The organism is Flectobacillus major DSM 103, from assembly GCF_000427405.1.
In the GTDB taxonomy this organism is placed as follows: domain Bacteria; phylum Bacteroidota; class Bacteroidia; order Cytophagales; family Spirosomataceae; genus Flectobacillus; species Flectobacillus major.
The window spans coordinates 3,580,264-3,600,898 of record NZ_KE386491.1; the positions used below are offsets into that span (position 1 = coordinate 3,580,264).

The window sequence follows — 20,635 nt, forward strand, 5'->3', positions numbered from 1 at the left end:
ATTTTACCCTAGAGGCTTATTACACTTTTCAGGCATAAAGCCATTTTATTCAAGCATTGGTACACTTTTCACCCTGTCACCAATGTCCTATCGCCCAATCACTACAACCTGTCCTTTTGTGGTAGGTACATCGTATTCAAAATACGTTTTCGATATCCCTTCAGCCAAAGAAACGCCTGCAGGAACTATTGGTTCAGTACCTTTGATTGGATTCAGCAACACATTTTTTAATGCACCATTAACCAGTTTTGCCCCTTTGATTTTTAAGGGTACTTCCGAGCGAACACGGCATATTCCTCCTACCTTCGATACAACCTTACCACTCTGTAATTGGCCATTTTGCCATGTCATATCAACGACAAAGCCTCCTCTAGCCACCAAGCCCTTTACTTGGCCATTTTGCCATGTACTTGGTAAAGCTGGCAACAAATGCACAGCCCCTGCATGCGACTGCAACAATAGTTCGGCCATACCAGCGGTAGCACCAAAGTTACCATCAATTTGGAATGGTGGATGTGCATCGAAAAGATTTTTATAAACACCCCCTTTGTGGTAATTATAGCCACTCGACTCCATCGGAGAAAGCAAGTTTTTCAAAATAACTAAAGCGTGGTCGCCGTCGAGTAGCCTTGCCCAAAAGTTAACTTTCCAGCCCATTGCCCAGCCCGTACCTTCGTCGCCACGACTAATAAGGGCATTTTTTACGGCCGAAAACAACTTTGGCGAAGTCCAAGGGTTTACTTGATTACTTGGATGCAGAGCATACAAATGCGATGAATGACGGTGGTGCGGGTCTGTTTCTTCAAAATCCTCTGACCACTCCATCAAATTTCCTTTGGCATTAACCCTAAAAGGCTGTAATTGCGGTAATATACTGGCTAATTTCTTGCTAAATTCGGGGTCGGTATTCAAAATCTTACTAGCTTCATAACAATTAGATAACACCTCACGAGTAATCCCTAAGTCCATGGCTGTTCCTACCGAAATACCGAGTTCTTTGCCTTGATATTTATATTTATTTTCTGGCGAAAAGCCGTATGCTAACTCATAAAAGCCTGCCTCATTTTTCACCAAAAACCCTAAAACAAACTCGGATGCTCCTTTCAAAATAGGATAACTATTGGCCAAAAACTGCTTGTCGCCCGTAAACAAATAATGCTCGTAAATATGACTACAAAGCCATGCTCCACCCATTTGCCAATTGGCCCAAATAGGATCGCCTGTACCAAAATCACCTACGGGTGCCGATAACCCCCAAATATCGACATTGTGGTGTGCTACCCAGCCGTTTAGTCCATAATGTAACTTAGCTGTTTTTTTACCATTGACAGAAAGGTCTTTGATAAGCTCAAATAATGGACTTGTAGTGGCCGACAAATTACAAGTTTCGGCAGGCCAGTAATTCATTTGCACATTGATATTAGAAGTATAATTTGAACTCCACGGCGGACGAACCATATTATTCCAAATACCTTGCAAATTGGCGGCCTGCCCTCCTTTTCTGGATGAGGCAATCAATAAATATCGACCATAGTTAAACAACAAATTGGCCAATTGTGGGTCGTTGTCTTTCTCGTAGTTTTTGATACGAATATCGGTAGGCACACGGCTATCGCCTTTGCTTTCTAACTCAAGGTTTACGCCACTATATAAAGCATGATAATCTTGATAGTGTGCTTTTTTCAAACTTTCGTACGACCTTGCCGTAGCCCATTTCATTAGTTTACTAGCCTCAATCGAAGGTTCTAAACCTTTCAGCCCTGGTGAATTGAAACGCCCATTATAACTTGTAGTAGCTACCACGATCAGGGTGGCATCGCTAGCGTCCGACAATACCAATTGGTTATTGCTAACACTTACTTTACCCGAATTGGTTTTGATACTCAACCATACCTCGGCCTCCATACCCTCGCCTCCCCAATCATCAACCTTCACGGCATCGTCGCCCTTAAACTCGCTACGGTAATTGGGTTCGACATGTTTTGGAGCTTTACAACGAATTTTCAAGATATTATTTTCTACCCAAACCTTATTTTTCATCAATGAGCCAAAGCCAACAGTAAAGCCCAAACTACCACGAGTAGAGCTATTCAGCTGAACAGCCATTAGTTTGTCGGGAAAACTTGTCAACAATTCACGGGTATATTCGGCCTTGGGTGTACGGTATTTGACATGGGTAGTGGCCGTATTCAAATCTAAATCCCTGTAATACTGCGATACCTGATTGGTATCGGCAAAGGTTAAATGAATATCGCACAGGGGTTGATACGACTGCGTGTATGCTCCCTGCATTTTTTTAGTAAGAACCTCCGCTTCGGCATATTTTTTTTCTTTCATCAAGGCTTTTACCTGTGGAAAATACTGAGCAGATTGCGGGTTATTCCATTCTTTGGGAGCTCCCGACCAAAATGAAGTATGATTGAGCTGAATCAATTCTTGGCCTGTTTTTCCAAAAACCATAGCCCCCAAATGACCATTGCCAATGGGTAGGGCTTCGACCCAGTACTTAGCAGGTGCATCGTACCAAAGTGTCTGATTCTGAGCAAAATTTGGAAAAGCCAGAACATTAAATAGTAGTAAAGAGAGTAATTTTTTCATATAAAATCAATTAAGAGCTATGTATTCATTTTTCTTCTCTGAAAAGTAAAAGCCTTTTAAAACTACTCATAAGCTGTGGGGTATTCCAAGAAACTTTTCAAAGGGTATTTCGGTTTTACATACATGGCTACTCATTTAGCTTATATTATTAAGTATTTTTATTTACCCTTACAAAATTTCATCAGCTTCTCATTGTATTAAACAAAAACAACAGATGTTAAACTTTGAATTTCAGAACCCAACCAAAATCCTTTTTGGAAAAGGCCAAATAGCTACAATAGCCCAAGAAATCCCAGCAGAAGCTCGTATATTGATAACCTATGGTGGTGGTAGTATCAAAACCAACGGTGTTTACCAACAAGTAATTGCTGCATTACAAGGCCGTGAAGTAGTAGAGTTTAGTGGTATCGAGCCAAACCCTACTTACGAAACCTTAATGAAAGCCGTTGAGATTATCCGTACCCAAAAAATCGACTACGTTTTGGCTGTAGGTGGTGGCTCGGTTATAGACGGTACAAAATTTATTGTAGCAGCCGTAGATTTTGAAGGTGAACCTTGGGAAATACTAACCAAGTCGATTCGTACTACTCATGCTATGCCTTTTGGTGCTATCTTGACTTTGCCAGCAACAGGCTCAGAAATGAACTCGGGAGCAGTAATTACCAGAGTAGCCACTCAGGAAAAATTAGCGATGGGAGGCCCGGGGTTGTTTCCAAAATTCTCTGTTTTAGACCCCGAAGTTATCAAGAGTATTCCTGTACGTCAGTTGCGTAACGGTATTGTAGATGCTTATACACACGTATTGGAGCAGTACATGACATACCCTGCCAATGCGTGGTTGCAAGACCGCTTCGCAGAAAGTATCTTACAGACTTTGATAGAGGTCGCTCCTAAAATCTTGGCCGACCCTACCAATTACGAAGCAGCCGCCAACTTTATGTGGAGCTGTACAATGGCATTGAACGGCTTGATTCAAAAGGGTGTGCCTACCGACTGGGCCACACACATGATTGGTCACGAGCTTACGGCCTTGTACAATATAGACCATGCTATGACTTTGGCAATTATTTTCCCGAATTTATATCGTGTTCGTTTTGAGAACAAAAAAGAAAAGTTAGCTCAATATGGCCAACGTGTCTGGAATATCACCGAAGGCACAACCGACGAAAAAGCTCAGGCGGCTATTGAGCGTACCGTAGCTTGGTTGCATGAATTGGGCGTAAAAACTCGTCTTTCTGAATATACAAGCGACTATGCTACTACAGGAGAATTCATTGAAAAACGCTTTAACGAAAGAGGCTGGAAAGGTCTTGGCGAGCGTAAAGATATTACCCCTGCCGTAGTAAAAGAAATTGTAGAGTTGAGCTACTAATAAAGCATTGATAAAGGAATGCCTTTGTGCCAGCCTTCACTGCAAAAAATCCTTAGTAAGTAAATTAATTTACCTACTAAGGATTTTTTTATACGCTTCTTTATCAAATATTACGAATTTTTTAGAGATAGCCTGCCTTCAATTTGCCTAATCCTACTACCATTTCTTTTCTATTTGCTTACTAAAGATATTGATACCTTTGGCAATAGAACCATCATAAGGCACTACATATCAAAATGTTACTATTTTGTCATCTTTTTGTCATGTCTCTTTTTTGCTTTTATTTGGCTATTCTCATAACCTTTGTAAAAGCAATTTTCTCTCTTATCTCTTTTACACATCATACCTATTACTTACCTATAAACCTTTTATCTTGATGTCAAGATAACACCCTATTTTTTGGGGGTTAAAAGTCAGTATGCTCAGGTGATATATTCAGTATCGTTATGGGCAGTCCGCCTAAGTTTTCTGATTAGTTGCTACTCCAAAAATCTGTGCTGATAATGAGATATATACGAAAGTGTTGATATTATATTAGGTGTGGGAGTATGTATAACGGCCTTATTCATCATTTCAAAAAGTGGAACTACGACTCATCACTGATAACATCTAAAATTTTCTACTCGTTCGTGCATTAAAAACCTCTGATGTACGCATGATTGCCTATCTGAACAAAATCTTTAACATACCCAAAAACATAAATACAACAACATTTTAAACATAAACAACTCTCTATTTATGAAACAAAAAACTACTCTTAGTTTTTTCCTTCTGTGTCTTGGACTACTCAATTTTAGTAACAAAACCTTAGCTCAGGCTACCTTGAATAATACTCTACAAGGACAATCTTCTCATAAAATAGGTTTGGCTCTCAATTTAGGCACAACACCAGGTATCGAACTAGCGTATGCTTTTAACCCCAAAATAGCGGCTCGTCTTGGTTACAGTTATTTTAAGTACGATGTAAATACCACTACCACAACTTCGGGCGAAGATGTAAAACTAGGAGGAAAAATAAACTTATCAATGGCAACGGTTGCCTTAGAGTACCACCCTTTTACCAAAAGTAGCTTTAAACTAATTGGCGGAGCATCTTATTTCGACAAAGGGCAAGTGTCTATGGTAGTGTCACCTACAGGTTCTTATACATTTGGTAGTACAACTTTTTCGCCCGACCAAATGGGCAATGTACAATTTACGGTTGATTATAGCACGCAATATGCCCCTTTTGCAGGCATTGGATTTGGCCGTACAGTACCTACCAAACGTGTCGGCTTTGGCATTGAAATCGGTACTTATTACACTCAGTCGCCTGCCGTTACCCTAACGGGCGAAAAAAGGTTAAGTAGCATGAGCGAACAACAAGCTAAAGTGCAAGAAAACCTCAAAGATTGGCAGTATTGGCCAGTAGTTAATCTGAGATTGGCCATAAGACTAGACTAAGTATTTAAACATTATTCTCAAACACGATGAAAACAAATTTTACTTCTATATTACGTCCTGTAATCATTCTTTCACTGGTATTATCATCCATCTGGGCTTGTCAGCAAATTAACCCATTTGAAGGGGTAGACCTAACCGTAAGTGCCAATATCTATAAATCGCCCATGCTTATTCAGTTTGTTGATGCAAATAACAATAGCACAACACTCCCAAAAGATTTAACCGTTTCGATTTCGGGGCCAAACAAAGACCTTGTGCTGGACGACCTCGGCGGAAAAGATTTTAAGGTTGCGGGCAATTTACTTTCTTTGGTATTGGCCGAAAAAGCAAATCCTACCGAAGATGCCCCTGTCGAATTTACGGTATCGGTAAAAGGCCCTAATTATGCAGCCACCAACTATACTATCGCTATTACTGACACTTCTAGCTCTACTTATACAATACCTCTTACCAACCTTTCGGCACTACCCGATGGCGTAAAATCGATTTCTAAAGTAACTTCACTGACGGCAGGCGAAACTATCGTGATTCCAGCAAGTACCAACAAGCCTGAAGTCGCCAAAATTACGATTGCTCCTGGCACACAAGTAAAAGACGAAAACGGATTAGTGATCAATTCAACCAGTGTCAGTAGCACTATTATTCAGTACGGAACAGGTACTGACGACGCTTTCAATAGTTTTCCTAACGATGGTATTGCCAACACTATTAAATTTAAGGATGGTACTACCGACGGGGGGTCGTTTATCCATGCTGGTTTTGTAGATATAGAAATGACCGCCGCAGGGAAAAATGTAAAAAGCTTCTCCACTCCTTTAAACATGACGCTTTCTTTGCACCCTAACGTGGTTAATCCTGATACCGACGAACCTGTAGCTGTAGGCGAACAAGTGCCCGTGTTTAGCTATAACAAAGACAACGACGAATGGACAGAAGAAGGCGTGGCAGCTATTACCAAAGATGCCAGTGGTAATTTGGTAGCCAACTTTAAAGTACCTCACTTGTCTACTTGGACAATAGCTTGGCCTACTAAAGGCAAAAATTGTGGAACTAAAACTTATAAAGCAAAAATTTCTTCTAATGTCACGTTTCAGACCGCTAGATACACTGCCCAGATTTCAATTACAAAGGCCGAAAGTAATAGGTACAAAAAAACATATTCGGTAAATATCAAGAATGGTTCAGTACTTATATTTAAAATTAAAAAAGCACCAAAGGGTTATTCAACAAGAATAAACATATATGACAAGGAAAGTAAAAATATTGGTAGTAGCGGTACTTTCAGTACTTGTACCAGTAAAACGGTTACAATACCTGTAAGAATCCCTATTCCTCGCCCAGTGTCTCCCCAAAACACAGAAACCGCTGACGAAGAAGCAGTTAAGGTGAATCTTGATTTTACGGCAGCTTGTACCAGCAAAAAAGTAAGTATTAAACCTACTGTTTGGGTAAAATTGGTTGATAACTCAAATACGGAACAATTGATTAATGTTGTAAACGGGAAGGCTACATTAGCCATGAAAAAAAATGTTAAATACCAAATAACAGCTACTTACGCTGGAAAAAATTATTCGGGCGAAGTTACTATCGGTAATGGCACTGCTTCAATAACAGTATCGGAAGGCTTGACAGGTTCTTTCCCTGTTGACCCAGTTTCAGGAGAAGTTAACGCTACCCTTATTTATCCCCTCAACAACTGTAATTAAGTATCGATATTCAAGCTGTTGCAGCTTTTATTATTTTTCTATTAGCTGGCACGTTTATTTGCCAGCTAATAGAAAAATCCTCCTCAAAAAAACTAGAGATTATACAAGCATAACTTACCCAATACACCTACACAACATCTATTTCCCGATGGGTATCTACCCAATAAGCCCACGCTATAAGAATCCACTGTAACTGAGCTCCCCACGCAATATCTTCAACGTGCTGTGGTATTGGCCCCAGTAAATTACCTACCTGAATCAATACCAGCAAGGCTACTAAGCCCCACAAACCATAAAGCCCCATCCAGTTTCGTGCCGTAGTGGCGGCTAAGTATTGGTAAAGCCCCCCCATAAAAAGCAAAGATTCTACTGCTACAGTAAGCCATACATTATGCCATAAGCCCAAACCTACTTTTGGCGAAGACTCGCTCCAATAAAGGGGCAAATCAGGTATATGTACTGCCAAATCCAGAAGCCAATGACTCAAGACACATAAGCCTAATGTCAGAGCTATTTTAAGATTTTTGTTAAAAACAAAGGCGATGCCCCCTACCAATACCGCCCAAAATACGGCCATCTGTAAACTATGCGAAATAGGATACTCCACAAAGTATAAAGGGTTGACAGCGGTGATACCTGAACGAATTTCTACTTTTTCTAAACCTAACTGTAATAGTGTAGGCCAGAGCAAATCTAAAAACTGTACCGATACAAAAAGCATTCCTAAGGATATACGAGGCCGAATGGCTTTTGTACCAAAGCCTACAGCAAAATGACCAAGAAACATAATTTTGAATAATTACTGAGTGATTGTGTGTGTTAACCTATCATTGATAGATTTAAGATAAGGGAGGTATTTTAGAAACGATAACCAAAATGTACTGTCGGAAAAAACAACCAATTACTATTGTCATAAGCAAGATTGGAAAACACCACCTCTTTGGTATTGATTACGTAGCCATAACTAAACCATGGTACAATATAAAGCCCTTTCTGAATACCGTCTTTGGGCTTGCTCAAGAAAAAGCGATAGCCCAACTGAGCCCCTACCGTTATATTATTACCATTGGCAGTAGCCAGACTTGCCTTGTGGGTTGCGTCGGTGGTTGCATAGCCAATATTAAAGCCCGTGTACAAACCTCGTGTTGTACCTTCTTGGAAATGATAATTGGCTTTTATTCCAAATCCTCTTTGTTGAATAGTAAACCCCTCGTTGCCCGAAAACCCTTCTGGTTCTTCGATACCAAAAATACCTACGTCGAAGCTAATCCGTGGCGAAGGCTGAAGAATACCATGAAAAGAATACCCCTTGAGCATATACGCAATAGGGTCTAATTCTAGGCTGTAATTGGTTTTAAAAACGGATATTTGTGCCGAAAGTTGATAGGCCACTAAACAGAACATAAAGCAAAGCTTTTTCATCTTACATTACTTTTTTGTGTGAATTGATACCCCAAAATTATGGCACTCAGTTCCCCCAATCGTTCGACTTAGGGCGTATTACGTATTACTTTCTAAAATCGAACTTCATTTTCTTATATTCTGACGGAGTCATTCCTGTAAATTTTTTAAAAGCAGTATTAAAAGATGATTTTGAATTGAAACCACAGTCCATAGCAATACCCAAAATAGACAAGTGATTATACACTTCGTTATTTAAACGACGTTTTATTTCCTCAATTCTATGCCTGTTGATCAAGTCAAAAAAAGTTTCTTGATATTGTCGGCTAATTACCTCTGAAACCTGATAGGCGGGTACACCCAATTCTAAGCTTAATTGGCTCAGTGAAAGCTCGCTTTGTAAATAGATTTGCTTTATTTCTAAAAGCTCTTTGAGCCTCCTTGCCAAGCCTTCATTGATTTCTACTTGTAGATTATAATTGCTTCTGCCTTTTTTGGCTAAACGTTCCAATTCTTGACTTGCATCGTGTGGGCGAATCACCAATTCCTCCATCAAAATTGGGCGATTCCAAGATGTATAAGCCAAGGCATAAATCAAAATGGCAAAAGCCAAGCCAATCAGGTTATTGACCACCACAAAGTTGAGAGGCCAAAAGTACATAGACACAAAAACAATGATGGCTAACATTAATACAAGCACAAAAAGCTTGAGAATAAAACTGGCTTTATCCAGATTAAGCTGGCTCAAGTCGGAATAGTTGTCCAATAGCTCCTGTTGAAAACATTTGGTTAAATTTAAGCTTACGAGGATATAAACAAAAATATGAACAGTTCTAACCGACAAAATAAAAATTACCAAAGCCGAAGGAGTACTATTGAGCAGTACTTTTTCGCCAAAAGCTATTTTCTCGTCGGCACTTTGTAAATAAAAAGGAATCAATGAACCAAGGTATAAAATAAAGGGAATATAATGCCACCAAACAGGCTCAGAACGACGTGTCAGTAAACAAATATAGCGATACAAAAATGGGCCGTACAACAATACCAACGGATCGCCAATACGAATCAGGTGAGGATACTCGCGGTAGTATCCCGACAACCCAAGTACTGGCCCCAAAAGACTAATAGCTATTACTGCTATTAACAAAGCCAAAGCTATGTTTTCAGACGAAAATTTCTTTTTATTAAATAATAAAATACTCAGGAATATTCCTTGAAAAGCGGCAGTAAAATTAATGATTGATAACAGCTTCATAAAAAAATATTAGCTTTATAGATAAAGTTTTCATCTATAAAGCTAATATTTTTTATGACTAAATTTGATATATCAAAATACAGAATCCTGCTTAGTAGGTATATCTCTACTGCTTTTCAGCTTGTTTTCGTATCAAACTGTTTTTGCGTCCATAAGTGTAATATATCACCATACCTATAGCCATCCAAACAATCAGACGAATCCATGTGTCGGCTGGTAAAAAAGCCATCATACCAAAGCAAGTCAGAATACCCATGATAGGCACAAAAGGAACCCACGGCGTTTTGAAGGCACGAGGAATATCAGGGTTGGTTTTTCTTAGTACCAGTACCCCTCCGCATACTACCACAAAAGCCAATAATGTACCAATACTCGTCATTTCGCCCACTACGTCGATAGGTACAAATGCAGCAAACAAGCTTACAAATACACAAAATAAAATATTAGATTTCCAGGGTGTACGAAATTTTGGGTGAATCTCTGAAAATATTTTAGGCAAAAGTCCATCTTTCGACATACTGAAAAACACCCTAGATTGCCCCATCAAGTCGACCAGAATAACCGAGGTATAACCTACTAAAATCGCCAAAATCACCAATTGAGCCAACCACGCATAAGGGGTTTGTTGAATAGCAATGGCTACTGGGGCAGCGTTGTTTTTGAAAGTAGTATAGTGCGAAAGCCCCGTCATAACATGAGCAAAAAGCACAAACAAAATCGTACAGACTACCAACGAGCCAATAATACCAATAGGCATATTGCGTTGTGGGTTTTTGGTTTCTTGGGCAGCCGTCGAAATAATATCAAAGCCCAAAAATACAAAGAATACAACCCCAGCCCCACGCAGAATACCCGACCAGCCAAATTCACCAAAAGTACCTGTATTTTCGGGAATATAAGGTTGGTAGTTTTGGGGCTGTACATAATTCCAGCCCAAGGCAATAAATACCAATACTACAGCTACTTTCAACGAAACTACAATCGCATTCCAGATGGCTGAGCCTTTTGTACCACGCATCAATATAAACGACATAAGCACAACCACCAAGGCCGCAGGTAAATTGAACAAGCCATGTACTTGTTGGCCATTGGCCAACGTAACAGTTTCAAAAGGAGAATGTACTAACTGAGTAGGAATATAAAGCTGATAATATGACAGGAATTTTACCAGATAATTAGACCAACTAATAGCAACAGTGGCAGCACCTACCGAAAACTCAAGCACCAAGTCCCAACCAATAATCCATGCTACTAATTCGCCAAGGGTGGCATACGAATAAGTATAAGCACTACCCGCCACAGGAATCATCGCTGCAAATTCGGCATAACATAAGCCTGCAAAAGCACAACCTACAGCCGCCACCACAAACGAAAGCGTTACGGCAGGGCCTGCATTATTGGCAGCAGCCAAGCCTGTTAAAGAAAATAAGCCCGCACCAATAATTACACCTAAGCCAAGCATAATTAATTGAAAAGCATTTAATGAGCGTTTTAATGTTTTTTCGCCAGACTCTTCAGACTCGCTAATGAGCTGTTCAATGGGTTTGATATATTTCACTATTTTTCAGTTTGTTAAATCGTATTGTACAAAGGTACAAGTGGAATATTTTATTTACTATACCTAAGTTATAGATTTTATATTTTTTATAACAAACACCTCTAGTTTTTACATATTTACCATATAATAAAAAAACACTAAACCTATTTGCAAAAGATTGGGAGATATTTGTTATCGCCTTTATATTTGGCCAATATAGTAAACAAAAAATGCCCACCACCTAACTCCCCTTAAATCAAACTATAGTTTTTATAGTAATCATTCGGCTCAATTCCCAAGTAGTCTAGTATTCAAACCTACCTATCTCTCATTTGCTGAGGGTGTTAAGGTCTATCAATTGCAATTAAAGTTTTAATTAATCTTTAAACGTAACACAACATGAAAAAAAAAACCTTCCTCATATTGCTAGGGCTTTTGGCTGGTCAATATGTAGTAGTAGCACAATCTACCAATCTTAAAAAGTTTGGTATTGGACTCAATCTTGGAACAACCCCCGGGCTAAGTGTAGCTTATCAAGCTCTCGACAAACTGGCCGTCAGAGCCTCCTATAGTTATTTGAAGTATGACTTGAACCAGAAGGAAAAAATATCTGACGAAAATATTCTGTTAGCAGGCAACATGGATATGAGTTCTATTGCATTATCGGTAGAGTATTACCCTTTTAGCAAAAGTACCTTTAAACTGATTGCTGGAGGTAGTCTAGTGCAGAAAGGTCAAGTAAAAGTATCGGCATCTCCTACAGAAAGCTATACTTTTGGCGAATCCGTTTTTACTCCTGAAGAAGTCGGTACTTTTCTATTCGATTTAAGCTATAACAATGGTTTTGCTCCTTTTGTAGGATTGGGCTTTGGTAGAGCTATTCCCACAAAACGAGTAGGTTTTGGTTTTGAATTAGGCACATACTATTTACCAAAACCCAAAGTAACTCTTACAGGTACAGAAAGATTAAGTAGTATGTCGGAACAAGAACCCAAAATACAAGCCAATATGGACGACTGGCGTTACTGGCCTATGCTTAATTTAAGGCTAGCCATTAGGCTTAATTAAAATACCTACCACTATTTTATCAAGATAGTTTCCAAGCTAAAATTCAACGTACAATGAACCATATTTACAACCTCAAACATACCTTCCGATTTCTGGCAATGCTCTTCTTGAGCATTGGGGTATTTCTCTCATGTCAAAAAATCAATCCATTTGAAGACCTTGAGCTTACTGTAAACACAGATATATATAAAGCTCCTCTTCTTATCAAGTTTGTTGATGCCAACTCAGAGGCTGTATCTAGCCCTCAGGATTTAAAAGTAACGATTTCTGGTTCAGGCAAAGACTATGTATTGACCGATGCCGGCAAAAAAGACTATATTGTTACCAATAATGCCTTGTCGTTGGTACTTAACAAAAACATATCTCCAAGCCCGACTTCACCTATCGAGTTTACGGTAAGTGTTTCGGGAAAAGGGTATGTTTCAACTAGCAAGACATTTGTCATTACCGATGCCGAAACACCCGCCTCTTTTGAAATTCCTGTAACTAATGTAGCAGCACCACCCGAAGGAGTAGCATCAACTATTGAGTCTGTAAATTTAGCAGTAGGCGAAAAAGTAGTTGTTTCTGCCACTGTTGATAAACCCGAAGTAGCAGAAGTAACCCTTCAGCCAGGAACACAAGTAAAAGATGCCTCGGGTACGGTTATCAATGCCAATAATGTTTCGGTACAAATTGTTCAGTATACCACCAAAACAGAGGCTTCGGTACAAAGCTTCCCTGGTGGTTTTGCTGCCGAAAATGTTCAGATGAGCAATGGAATACCTACCGATGGTGATTTTATAACAGGAGGTTTTGTAGCGATTGATATGGAAGCAGGAGGACAACAAGTAAAAAGTTTCTCAAAACCTATCGAAGTATCTGTTGGGCTTAGCCAAGACCTTACTAACCCAGACACAGGCAAGCCTATTAAGGAAGGAGATACCATTCCTACTTGGAGTTATGATAGCAACACTGGCCAGTGGAAAGAAGAGGGTATTGCTACCGTTAAAAAAGACAGCGATGGCAAGCTTGTAGCTACCTTTCAAGCCACCCACCTCTCTTACTGGAATTTAGACTGGTATTATTATGGTTCTTCATGTGCTAACAGTGGCGGTAATATTAGCTTTAATGTTAGCTCTAATGTAACAACATCCGTTAATAGCTATGAGTATTATGCCACCTTATACCTTGTAGACAGATATAATAGGAAGTACTATTATACCCAACTTTACAATTTTGATGTTACCAATGGAAACCTCAATAACGGATTATATCGTGCCGCTAGAGGTGATGGAAATCGCCTGCAATTATATGTTTACGAAAAAACATCTAATAAACTATTAGGAAACACAGCTGTATTTGATGTTTGTACAACTAATCGTGTACCGATTAGTTTAAACATTCCAAACCCTCCTGTATTTTTGGGTGTCGATATCGACTTTACTGCAAAATGTACCAATAAAAAACTAAACATTAAACCTTCTACATGGATAGACCTCTGGAATTCTAGCAATTATACGTATGATTATGCAACAAGTGGACGGGCTAGCTTAACCGTAAGAGAAGGACAAACCTATAATTTCTGGACTTACTACGACAGCAAAGTATACACAGGAATTGTAACTATCAATAAAACATCATCAGTAATTACATCTTCTACGGGTAAAGCTATTACGGGTACTACCTCTTATAACCCCGTAACGAATAGGGTAAAAATCATCGCTACTTACGAAACCAACGATTGTAAGTAATTGAGCATTTTATCTAAGAACTGGATAATAGAACAGCTACACCAAAGCCTTTGTATCGAGAAGCACAAAGGCTTTGGTGTGTATAACACTTACCTCAACTAACTTTTGATAATACGGCCATCTTCCATTTCGATAATCCTGTTGGTGTGGCTAGCAAAACTGGGGTCGTGGGTTACGATTAGTAGTGCTTGCTGATATTCTTGAGCCAATTGTTGGAAAATTTCAAATACAATCTCGGTATTCTTTTTATCAAGATTCCCCGTGGGTTCGTCGCCCATAATAATAAGAGGGTCGTTGATTAAGGCTCTTGCTATGGCAACCCGTTGTTTTTCTCCGCCCGAAAGTTGCGAAGCACTTTTTAGGGCTTGTTTTTCAATACCTAATTTTCGTAAATGTTCCATAGCTCGATGTTCTATTTCTGGTTTGCTATATTTTCCTAATTTCATACCGGGTAGCATAACATTTTGCAACACCGTAAATTCGTTGAGCAAATAATGAAACTGGAACACAAACCCAATTTTCTCATTTCTAACACGTGCCAAATCTTGTTCGGGCTTGCCTTTCATACTACTACCATCAATGAGGAGATCACCATCATAATCGGTATCCATAGTCGACAAAATATATAACAGCGTAGATTTGCCACAGCCCGATTTGCCCACGACAGACGTAAATTCACCTTTTTGAATAGAAAAGTTAATATCTCTCAAAATGGGAATTGTAATAGGGTCGTGAAAACTTTTGTTGATATTTCTGGCTTCTAAAATGATAGCGTTTTGCATGTTATTTTCCTCTAATAATATCTACAGGGTCTATTTTGCTGGCTTTACGAGCAGGAAAAAGCCCTGCGAAATAGGTAGTAATCAATGAAAAAGATATTCCTATTATATAAAATTTCAGGTCGTAATTAACAGGATAAGTCGTTACAGTAGGCAATGCCGCTGTATTGAATGGTATTTGGTCGATAATTGACGACAACAAAAAACCTGTTATCAAACCTGCGATTCCGCCAAAAAGACCAATACTGAGGGCAATCGAAATAAAGATTCTATTTACGTCTTTCCCTGAAAAACCCGTTGCTTTTAGAATAGCAATGGTATCCATTTTTTCATAAATCATCATATTAAGAATATTATAAATACCAAAGCCTGCTACAATCAAAAGGGTTATTCCTACGGCATACGAAATCAATGAGCGAATAGAGCTTCCTGTGTCGAATTGGGCATTGGCGGTTTGAATATCTTCGGCATCGGTGCCAAAAATATGGCCATATTCTTTGCTTAACGTAGGGGCAGTACTCATGTCTTTGAGCTTTATCTGAATATCGGTAATATAGTCGTTGGTTTGTCCCAACAGTTTTTGAGCCGTTTTTATCGAAGCATAGCTTTGTACCTTGTCTACTTCACCCATTCCCGACTGAAAAAAGCCTACTACCTTCAGGGGGAATCGGTCGCCTCGGGCAGTTGTTATTTGTACAACATCGCCGATATTGGCCAACATTTTATCGGCAGCTCCTTTTCCCAAAATAATACTATTAGGAATATTCTTCAGGTCGAGGTACGACCCTTGTATTACATAATCCTGAAAGAAAAACAATTTACTTTCTGCTTCTACATCTATACCATTGACAACTCCTGTAATATCGGTAGAACCTACATTATAAAATACCTGAGCCGTCATTTTGGGCGAAATCCCCAATACCCGATTATCTTTTTGGAGAGCCTTTATAACCAAAGCACTATTTCTAATTTGGGTGGTATTGCTCGATGGTTTGATAGAACGGATAAAATTATGATAAGCTTTATAAGCCTCGGCCAGATTGATAGGCTGATTGGCATTGGCTTTGATTTCGTTGAAAAGCCGTACATGAGGCGTTCGGTTTAGCACAAGGCTGTCGAGTAGGTCGTTGAGGCCATTCATAAAACCCAGTAGCGTAATAAACATCGTAATACTGAACATTACGCCAACAGCCGCTACGAGGGTTTGTCGCCAACGAGCCAACAACAACGATTTGGCGATACTTATAATGAGTTTTGCGTTCATTTGGTAGGTTTAATAATAATGTCTTGTACTTTTAGGCCTGCTGTTATTTCTACTTTTTGGTAGTCTTTCAGCCCTACCTGAACTTTTATTTTTTCATTTTTTTCATTCAAAATATAGGAGTCTTCTACCAAATAATTACGAGGAATTGTAAGGACATTCGTTTTGGTTCTGAGAATAATATTCGATTCTACTGTTAGGTTGGGATACAAAATAGCAGGTTTTTTTACAAAAGAAGCATTCACAGTAAAGGTTCGGGTTTTCTCGTTCATCAAAGGGTTGATTTCATCGACAACCGCCTCAAATACTTCAGTTTTGTAGCTGTCGAGCGTAACTAGCACTTTTTGTCCAGCTTTTACCTGAATAATATCATCTTCGTCGACTTGTAGTTCTAGGCCAAACTGGTCGGCATTGCCAATCAGAGCTATGGCTGTTTGTGGGTTTACCATTTCGCCTTTTTCTTTCTGTAGGCTATACAATCGTCCTGTGTATTCACTTCTGATAATATACTCAGCCTCTTGCGTTTGATTGATAGCAAGGTTTTTTTGAGACTGTGCAGCGGCAAACGCTATTTGTCGTTGCAATTCTCGATATTTAAGAATAGCCGATTGATAATTGGTTTTTGAATTGGCAAAAGTGAGTTCACGTTGTTCCAAATCTACTTTTGTACCTATCTGCTGCGACCACAAGTTGCGTTGGCGTACCAGCAACAGCGAATCATTTTGTAGTTTTTTAGAAGCCAAATCTATGTTTATTTTTAAATCATTCAGGCGGTCGGAGTTGGCTTTTATCGCATTATTTTCTACTAAAAGAACTGTATTTTCGGTAGTAAGTCGAGCAGTTTGGTTAAAAATTTTCATGATAGGCTGACCTTTTTTTACGAGGTCGCCTTCTTTTACATAAAGCTGATCAACAATACCCGTTACTTTTGAAAAAACTTGGTATTGATTTTTGCTTTTTACTACGCCCGAAGCGTACACCGACTCCGATATATTTTGTAAAACTGGAGATGTTTGCTCTTGCTTTTTTCGACATCCAGCCGTTAGCAACACTAGCAATACTAGCAAATAGGTAATTTTCATGCGTTTTATATTATTAAGAAATACCTCTGGAAACCAGCCTGTAATATGCAAATAAATATATCGAAATAAGGTTGATATATAACAAATGTCATATATTGATATTTATCAGCATTTTGATGCACATATAGCTATTTCGATAGTGCCTTACAAGCATCGAATGTTTTTTATGTAACTTGCAAAATCAATCAATCTGACTCTCTGAATGAAAATAAAGCACAACTTCATCAAAATTGCACTTTTGATTATGGCTTGTACGGCTAGCCTACAAGCTCAAACAGACCTTTTTCCGAACGCCAACCAAAAATGGGTGGATTCAGTATTCAAAACACTGAGTGTCGACCAAAAAATTGGTCAGTTGATGATGCCTCGGGGCAACTACAACGCCGTATATGATACAGCTCGTTTTTACCAAATTGTACGTGATTATCATGTAGGAGGGTTTGTGTTTTTTGCAGGAAACCCCAGCAAGCAAGCGGCCTTGGTCAATAAGCTTCAGGCTATGGCCAAAGTACCTATGCTAATTGGAATGGATTTGGAATGGGGACTTGCTATGCGTTTGGACAGTACCACACGCTTTCCTTATCAGATGGCTCTAGGAGCTATGCAAAACAACAACGACCTGATAGAAGAAATGGGGTATCAGGTAGGCCAGCAATGCCGCCGCTTGGGTATACATATCAATTATGCACCTGTTGTAGACATCAACAACAACCCCAACAACCCTGTTATTAACTTCCGTTCTTTTGGCGAAAACCGTGAAAAAGTTACACAAAAGGCTATTGCCTATATGAAAGGCTTACAACGTGGCGGTGTAATTACCTCGGCCAAGCATTTTCCAGGGCATGGCGACACCGGTACAGACTCGCACTATGATTTACCGCTCATTGCCCACAACCGCCAAAGGCTCGATAGCCTCGAACTGTATCCTTATCGTGAATTAATCAAAAATGGCTTGCAGGGTGTAATGATTGCCCACCTCAATATCCCGTCGTTAGATACTACCAAAAATTTGGCTTCTACGCTTTCAGCAAAGGTAGTAACAGACCTTTTGCGTAAAGACTTAAAGTTTAAGGGTTTGGTATTTACCGATGCTATGGATATGCAAGGTGCTGTAAAGTTTTTTCCAGAAGGTACAGCCAATGTAAAAGCTATTTTAGCAGGCAATGATATTCTCGAAACTTTTGTAGATGTACCCGCTGCTTTTAATGCTATTAAAAAGGCTTTATTGAGCGGACAAATCTCTCAGGCTGATATCGACGAACGAGTAAAAAGAATCCTTTTAGCAAAAGCGTGGGTAGGTTTAGACCGCTATAAGCCTATCGATTTGAAAAATTTGATAGAAGACCTCAACCCTAAAAACGCTGATTTGCTGAACCGCAAATTGGCTAATAATACAGTTACATTGCTTCGCAACAACAACAATATTATTCCACTAAAAGCTTTAGATACCCTCAAAATTGCCACGCTTGTGTTGGGTACACCTGCTTTTGGTGCAAAGCCAGTTACCGATTTCCAAAAAATGTTGTCGAATTATACGGCTATCGACCACTATAACCTAGACGAAAATTCGGCCGATAGCACTGTCCAGAAAGTTAGAGAAGCCCTAAAAGCCTATAACCTTGTGATATTAGGTGTAAACGGTCAAAATATTCGTCCTGCCAAAAACTATAGTATTTTGCCCAAAATTCAGGAATATGTTAAAGAATTTGCCAATTCTAACAAAACGATTGTAACGCTTTTCTCAAATCCTTATACTCTAGGAAAGTTTGAAAATTTAGATAAGTCGTTGGCTTTAATCCAAACATTCCAAGAAACACCTTATACACAAGAAGCCGCCGCTCAGGCTATATTTGGGGCAATTGGTATCAATGGTAAGCTACCCGTTACAGTCAATAGCACCTTCAAATACAATGATGGCCTTTCGACACAGCCTTTACAACGCTTTGAATATTCTGTACCCGAAGCTGTAGGAATAGACACTAAATACCTAACTACTCGCATCGACTCAATAGTAAATACTGCTATTGCCCAAAAAGCTACCCCCGGGGCAGTGGTATTGGTAGCCAAAAATGGTAAAGTGATTTTTCATAAAGCTTATGGAAAACATACCTACGAAGGCAGTCAGAATGTAAGTTTAACCGATTTGTACGACCTAGCTTCTGTTACCAAAATCAGTACTTCGGTAGCGGCTATGATGAAAATGCAAGATGAAGGGAAATTCTCGTTGACTACCACTATGGGACAATTGATTCCTGAGTGGAAAAACTCAAACAAGGCAGGCTTAGTTTACAAAGACATCTTGACACACCAAGCTCGTTTGAAAGCTTGGATTCCTTTCTGGCAAGATTGTATCGACTCTACCAAGATGCTCTTGGCTAGCAAAGTATATCAAGACAAACTAGAAAGGCATGAATATCCTGAGGGGTATAAAATTTCGTTTTGGGAAAAAATATTTAGCCGTAAAAAGGCTTTTGCTCGTTTGGAAAAAGCCTTACAATCTGACAAAAAACTGTGGGTAGAAGCTGTCAATATTGCTAATCAGCCAACTATCTGGAAGCATCATACATTTGCTTCTGAAAAATCTCATGATTATCCGATTCAGGTAGCCGAGCATCTTTGGATTCATAAAGATTATCATAATACCATTTATAAGGCCATCGAAGAGTCACCATTACGGGATAAAAAAGAATATGTTTATTCAGATTTATCCTATTATATGTATCCTCAGATTATTCCACGCCTAACGGGTAAAGACTGGGAAAGCTTCTTGAATGACACTTTCTATAAACCGCTAGGAGCTAGCTCTTTAACTTACAACGCAGCTTTGCATTATCCACTTAGTAAGGTTGTTCCAACAGAATACGACTCGCTTTTCCGCAAAAATTTGATTCATGGCCGAGTTCACGATGAGGGTGCTGCTATGCTCAATGGTATTTCGGGGCACGCTGGGCTTTTTGGTAATGCCAACGATTTGGCCAAATTAATGCAGATGTATTTGCAAAAAGGGTATTATGGTGGCAAACGCTATATCAATGAAGCTACCCTAAACCAATGGACAAGCTACCCTTTTGCCATAACCGAAAATAGCCGCCGAGGTATTGGTTTTGATAAGCCCGACCGCAAACGAGCGGGTATCAGTGCTGCCCCAAGTGCCCCTGCATCAAGTTTTGGCCACTCAGGCTTTACAGGAACTTATACTTGGGTCGACCCCGACAATCAGTTGGTATATGTATTCTTGGCCAACCGAGTATATCCTACACGCAACAACTCTAGGTTATCCGACCTAAACGTTCGTACCAATATCAACGAGGTTATTTACGATGCCATCAAACGAGGTATTAAGTAATAAGGTTTGTAATTAGAAAATGAGAGGATTTGAAGATTTTATAAACTTCATTTC

The 20,635-nt window shown here is 39.3% G+C and carries 14 protein-coding genes; 6 read left to right on the plus strand and 8 right to left on the minus strand.

The features are described from left to right. Positions 1–87: 87 nt before the first annotated feature. The gene (locus FLEMA_RS71145; protein WP_052354153.1) at positions 88–2,598 is read right to left on the minus strand and encodes a glycoside hydrolase family 95 protein; all 2,511 of its coding nucleotides are present in this window, start codon (positions 2,596–2,598) and stop codon (positions 88–90) included. 214 nt (positions 2,599–2,812) lie between these two features. Between FLEMA_RS71145 and FLEMA_RS71150 the strand changes: the two genes are divergently transcribed. From FLEMA_RS71150 to FLEMA_RS71160, 3 genes are all read left to right on the plus strand, one after another. Continuing rightward, the gene (locus tag FLEMA_RS71150; RefSeq protein WP_044172347.1) at positions 2,813–3,970 is read left to right on the plus strand and encodes an iron-containing alcohol dehydrogenase; all 1,158 of its coding nucleotides are present in this window, start codon (positions 2,813–2,815) and stop codon (positions 3,968–3,970) included. Between the two features lie 738 nt (positions 3,971–4,708). Beyond that, on the plus strand, positions 4,709–5,413 hold the full coding sequence (locus FLEMA_RS71155; RefSeq protein ID WP_044172350.1) for a hypothetical protein: 705 nt from the start codon (positions 4,709–4,711) through the stop codon (positions 5,411–5,413). A gap of 26 nt (positions 5,414–5,439) precedes the next feature. Further along, positions 5,440–7,119, plus strand: coding sequence for a hypothetical protein (locus FLEMA_RS71160; RefSeq protein ID WP_044172353.1), 1,680 nt, complete (start codon positions 5,440–5,442; stop codon positions 7,117–7,119). A 127-nt stretch (positions 7,120–7,246) separates the two neighbouring features. Here the strand turns inward: FLEMA_RS71160 and FLEMA_RS0133895 are convergent, their stop codons facing one another. From FLEMA_RS0133895 to FLEMA_RS0133910, 4 genes are all read right to left on the minus strand, one after another. Next, complete coding sequence (locus FLEMA_RS0133895; protein ID WP_026996474.1) at positions 7,247–7,906, minus strand: hypothetical protein; 660 nt, start codon at positions 7,904–7,906, stop codon at positions 7,247–7,249. 71 nt (positions 7,907–7,977) lie between these two features. Further along, positions 7,978–8,541, minus strand: a complete 564-nt coding sequence (locus FLEMA_RS0133900) for a hypothetical protein (protein ID WP_026996475.1) — start codon at positions 8,539–8,541, stop codon at positions 7,978–7,980. 85 nt (positions 8,542–8,626) lie between these two features. Next, the gene (locus FLEMA_RS0133905; protein WP_026996476.1) at positions 8,627–9,775 is read right to left on the minus strand and encodes a helix-turn-helix domain-containing protein; all 1,149 of its coding nucleotides are present in this window, start codon (positions 9,773–9,775) and stop codon (positions 8,627–8,629) included. Positions 9,776–9,881: 106 nt separating this feature from the next. Then, a complete protein-coding gene (locus FLEMA_RS0133910) occupies positions 9,882–11,333 on the minus strand; it encodes an amino acid permease (protein WP_229359478.1) in 1,452 nt (483 codons plus the stop codon). A 378-nt stretch (positions 11,334–11,711) separates the two neighbouring features. Here FLEMA_RS0133910 and FLEMA_RS76205 point away from each other — a divergent pair, with 378 nt between their 5' ends. Continuing rightward, the gene (locus FLEMA_RS76205; protein ID WP_052354154.1) at positions 11,712–12,380 is read left to right on the plus strand and encodes a hypothetical protein; all 669 of its coding nucleotides are present in this window, start codon (positions 11,712–11,714) and stop codon (positions 12,378–12,380) included. Positions 12,381–12,433: 53 nt separating this feature from the next. Then, entirely contained in the window at positions 12,434–14,113 is a 1,680-nt protein-coding gene (locus FLEMA_RS71170) for an astroprincin family protein (RefSeq protein WP_044172355.1), read from the plus strand. 98 nt (positions 14,114–14,211) lie between these two features. Here FLEMA_RS71170 and FLEMA_RS0133975 read toward each other — a convergent pair whose 3' ends face one another. The 3 genes from FLEMA_RS0133975 to FLEMA_RS0133985 are packed head-to-tail and all read right to left on the minus strand — an operon-like array spanning position 14,212 to position 17,235. Further along, a complete protein-coding gene (locus tag FLEMA_RS0133975) occupies positions 14,212–14,895 on the minus strand; it encodes an ABC transporter ATP-binding protein (protein WP_026996481.1) in 684 nt (227 codons plus the stop codon). Position 14,896: 1 nt separating this feature from the next. Next, positions 14,897–16,156, minus strand: a complete 1,260-nt coding sequence (locus FLEMA_RS0133980) for an ABC transporter permease (protein WP_026996482.1) — start codon at positions 16,154–16,156, stop codon at positions 14,897–14,899. Next, positions 16,153–17,235: an efflux RND transporter periplasmic adaptor subunit gene (locus tag FLEMA_RS0133985; RefSeq protein ID WP_026996483.1), complete on the minus strand. Its 1,083-nt coding sequence runs from the start codon at positions 17,233–17,235 to the stop codon at positions 16,153–16,155. The genes FLEMA_RS0133980 and FLEMA_RS0133985 overlap by 4 nt, the downstream gene beginning before the upstream one ends. 202 nt (positions 17,236–17,437) lie before the next feature. Here FLEMA_RS0133985 and FLEMA_RS71175 point away from each other — a divergent pair, with 202 nt between their 5' ends. Continuing rightward, a complete protein-coding gene (locus FLEMA_RS71175; protein WP_052354155.1) occupies positions 17,438–20,581 on the plus strand; it encodes a serine hydrolase domain-containing protein in 3,144 nt (1,047 codons plus the stop codon). The last annotated feature ends 54 nt before the right edge of the window (positions 20,582–20,635 follow it).

What these genes read in the sequence shown, in the direction of transcription:
- FLEMA_RS0133900 (WP_026996475.1), bottom strand. Translation starts at nt 8,541, where the DNA reads ATGAAAAAGCTTTGCTTTATGTTCTGTTTAGTGGCCTATCAACTTTCG.
- FLEMA_RS76205 (WP_052354154.1), top strand. Translation starts at nt 11,712, where the DNA reads ATGAAAAAAAAAACCTTCCTCATATTGCTAGGGCTTTTGGCTGGTCAA.
- FLEMA_RS71150 (WP_044172347.1), top strand. Translation starts at nt 2,813, where the DNA reads ATGTTAAACTTTGAATTTCAGAACCCAACCAAAATCCTTTTTGGAAAA.
- FLEMA_RS0133980 (WP_026996482.1), bottom strand. Translation starts at nt 16,156, where the DNA reads ATGAACGCAAAACTCATTATAAGTATCGCCAAATCGTTGTTGTTGGCT.
- FLEMA_RS71170 (WP_044172355.1), top strand. Translation starts at nt 12,434, where the DNA reads ATGAACCATATTTACAACCTCAAACATACCTTCCGATTTCTGGCAATG.
- FLEMA_RS0133905 (WP_026996476.1), bottom strand. Translation starts at nt 9,775, where the DNA reads ATGAAGCTGTTATCAATCATTAATTTTACTGCCGCTTTTCAAGGAATA.
- FLEMA_RS0133895 (WP_026996474.1), bottom strand. Translation starts at nt 7,906, where the DNA reads ATGTTTCTTGGTCATTTTGCTGTAGGCTTTGGTACAAAAGCCATTCGG.
- FLEMA_RS71160 (WP_044172353.1), top strand. Translation starts at nt 5,440, where the DNA reads ATGAAAACAAATTTTACTTCTATATTACGTCCTGTAATCATTCTTTCA.
- FLEMA_RS71155 (WP_044172350.1), top strand. Translation starts at nt 4,709, where the DNA reads ATGAAACAAAAAACTACTCTTAGTTTTTTCCTTCTGTGTCTTGGACTA.
- FLEMA_RS0133985 (WP_026996483.1), bottom strand. Translation starts at nt 17,235, where the DNA reads ATGAAAATTACCTATTTGCTAGTATTGCTAGTGTTGCTAACGGCTGGA.
- FLEMA_RS71175 (WP_052354155.1), top strand. Translation starts at nt 17,438, where the DNA reads ATGAAAATAAAGCACAACTTCATCAAAATTGCACTTTTGATTATGGCT.
- FLEMA_RS71145 (WP_052354153.1), bottom strand. Translation starts at nt 2,598, where the DNA reads ATGAAAAAATTACTCTCTTTACTACTATTTAATGTTCTGGCTTTTCCA.
- FLEMA_RS0133975 (WP_026996481.1), bottom strand. Translation starts at nt 14,895, where the DNA reads ATGCAAAACGCTATCATTTTAGAAGCCAGAAATATCAACAAAAGTTTT.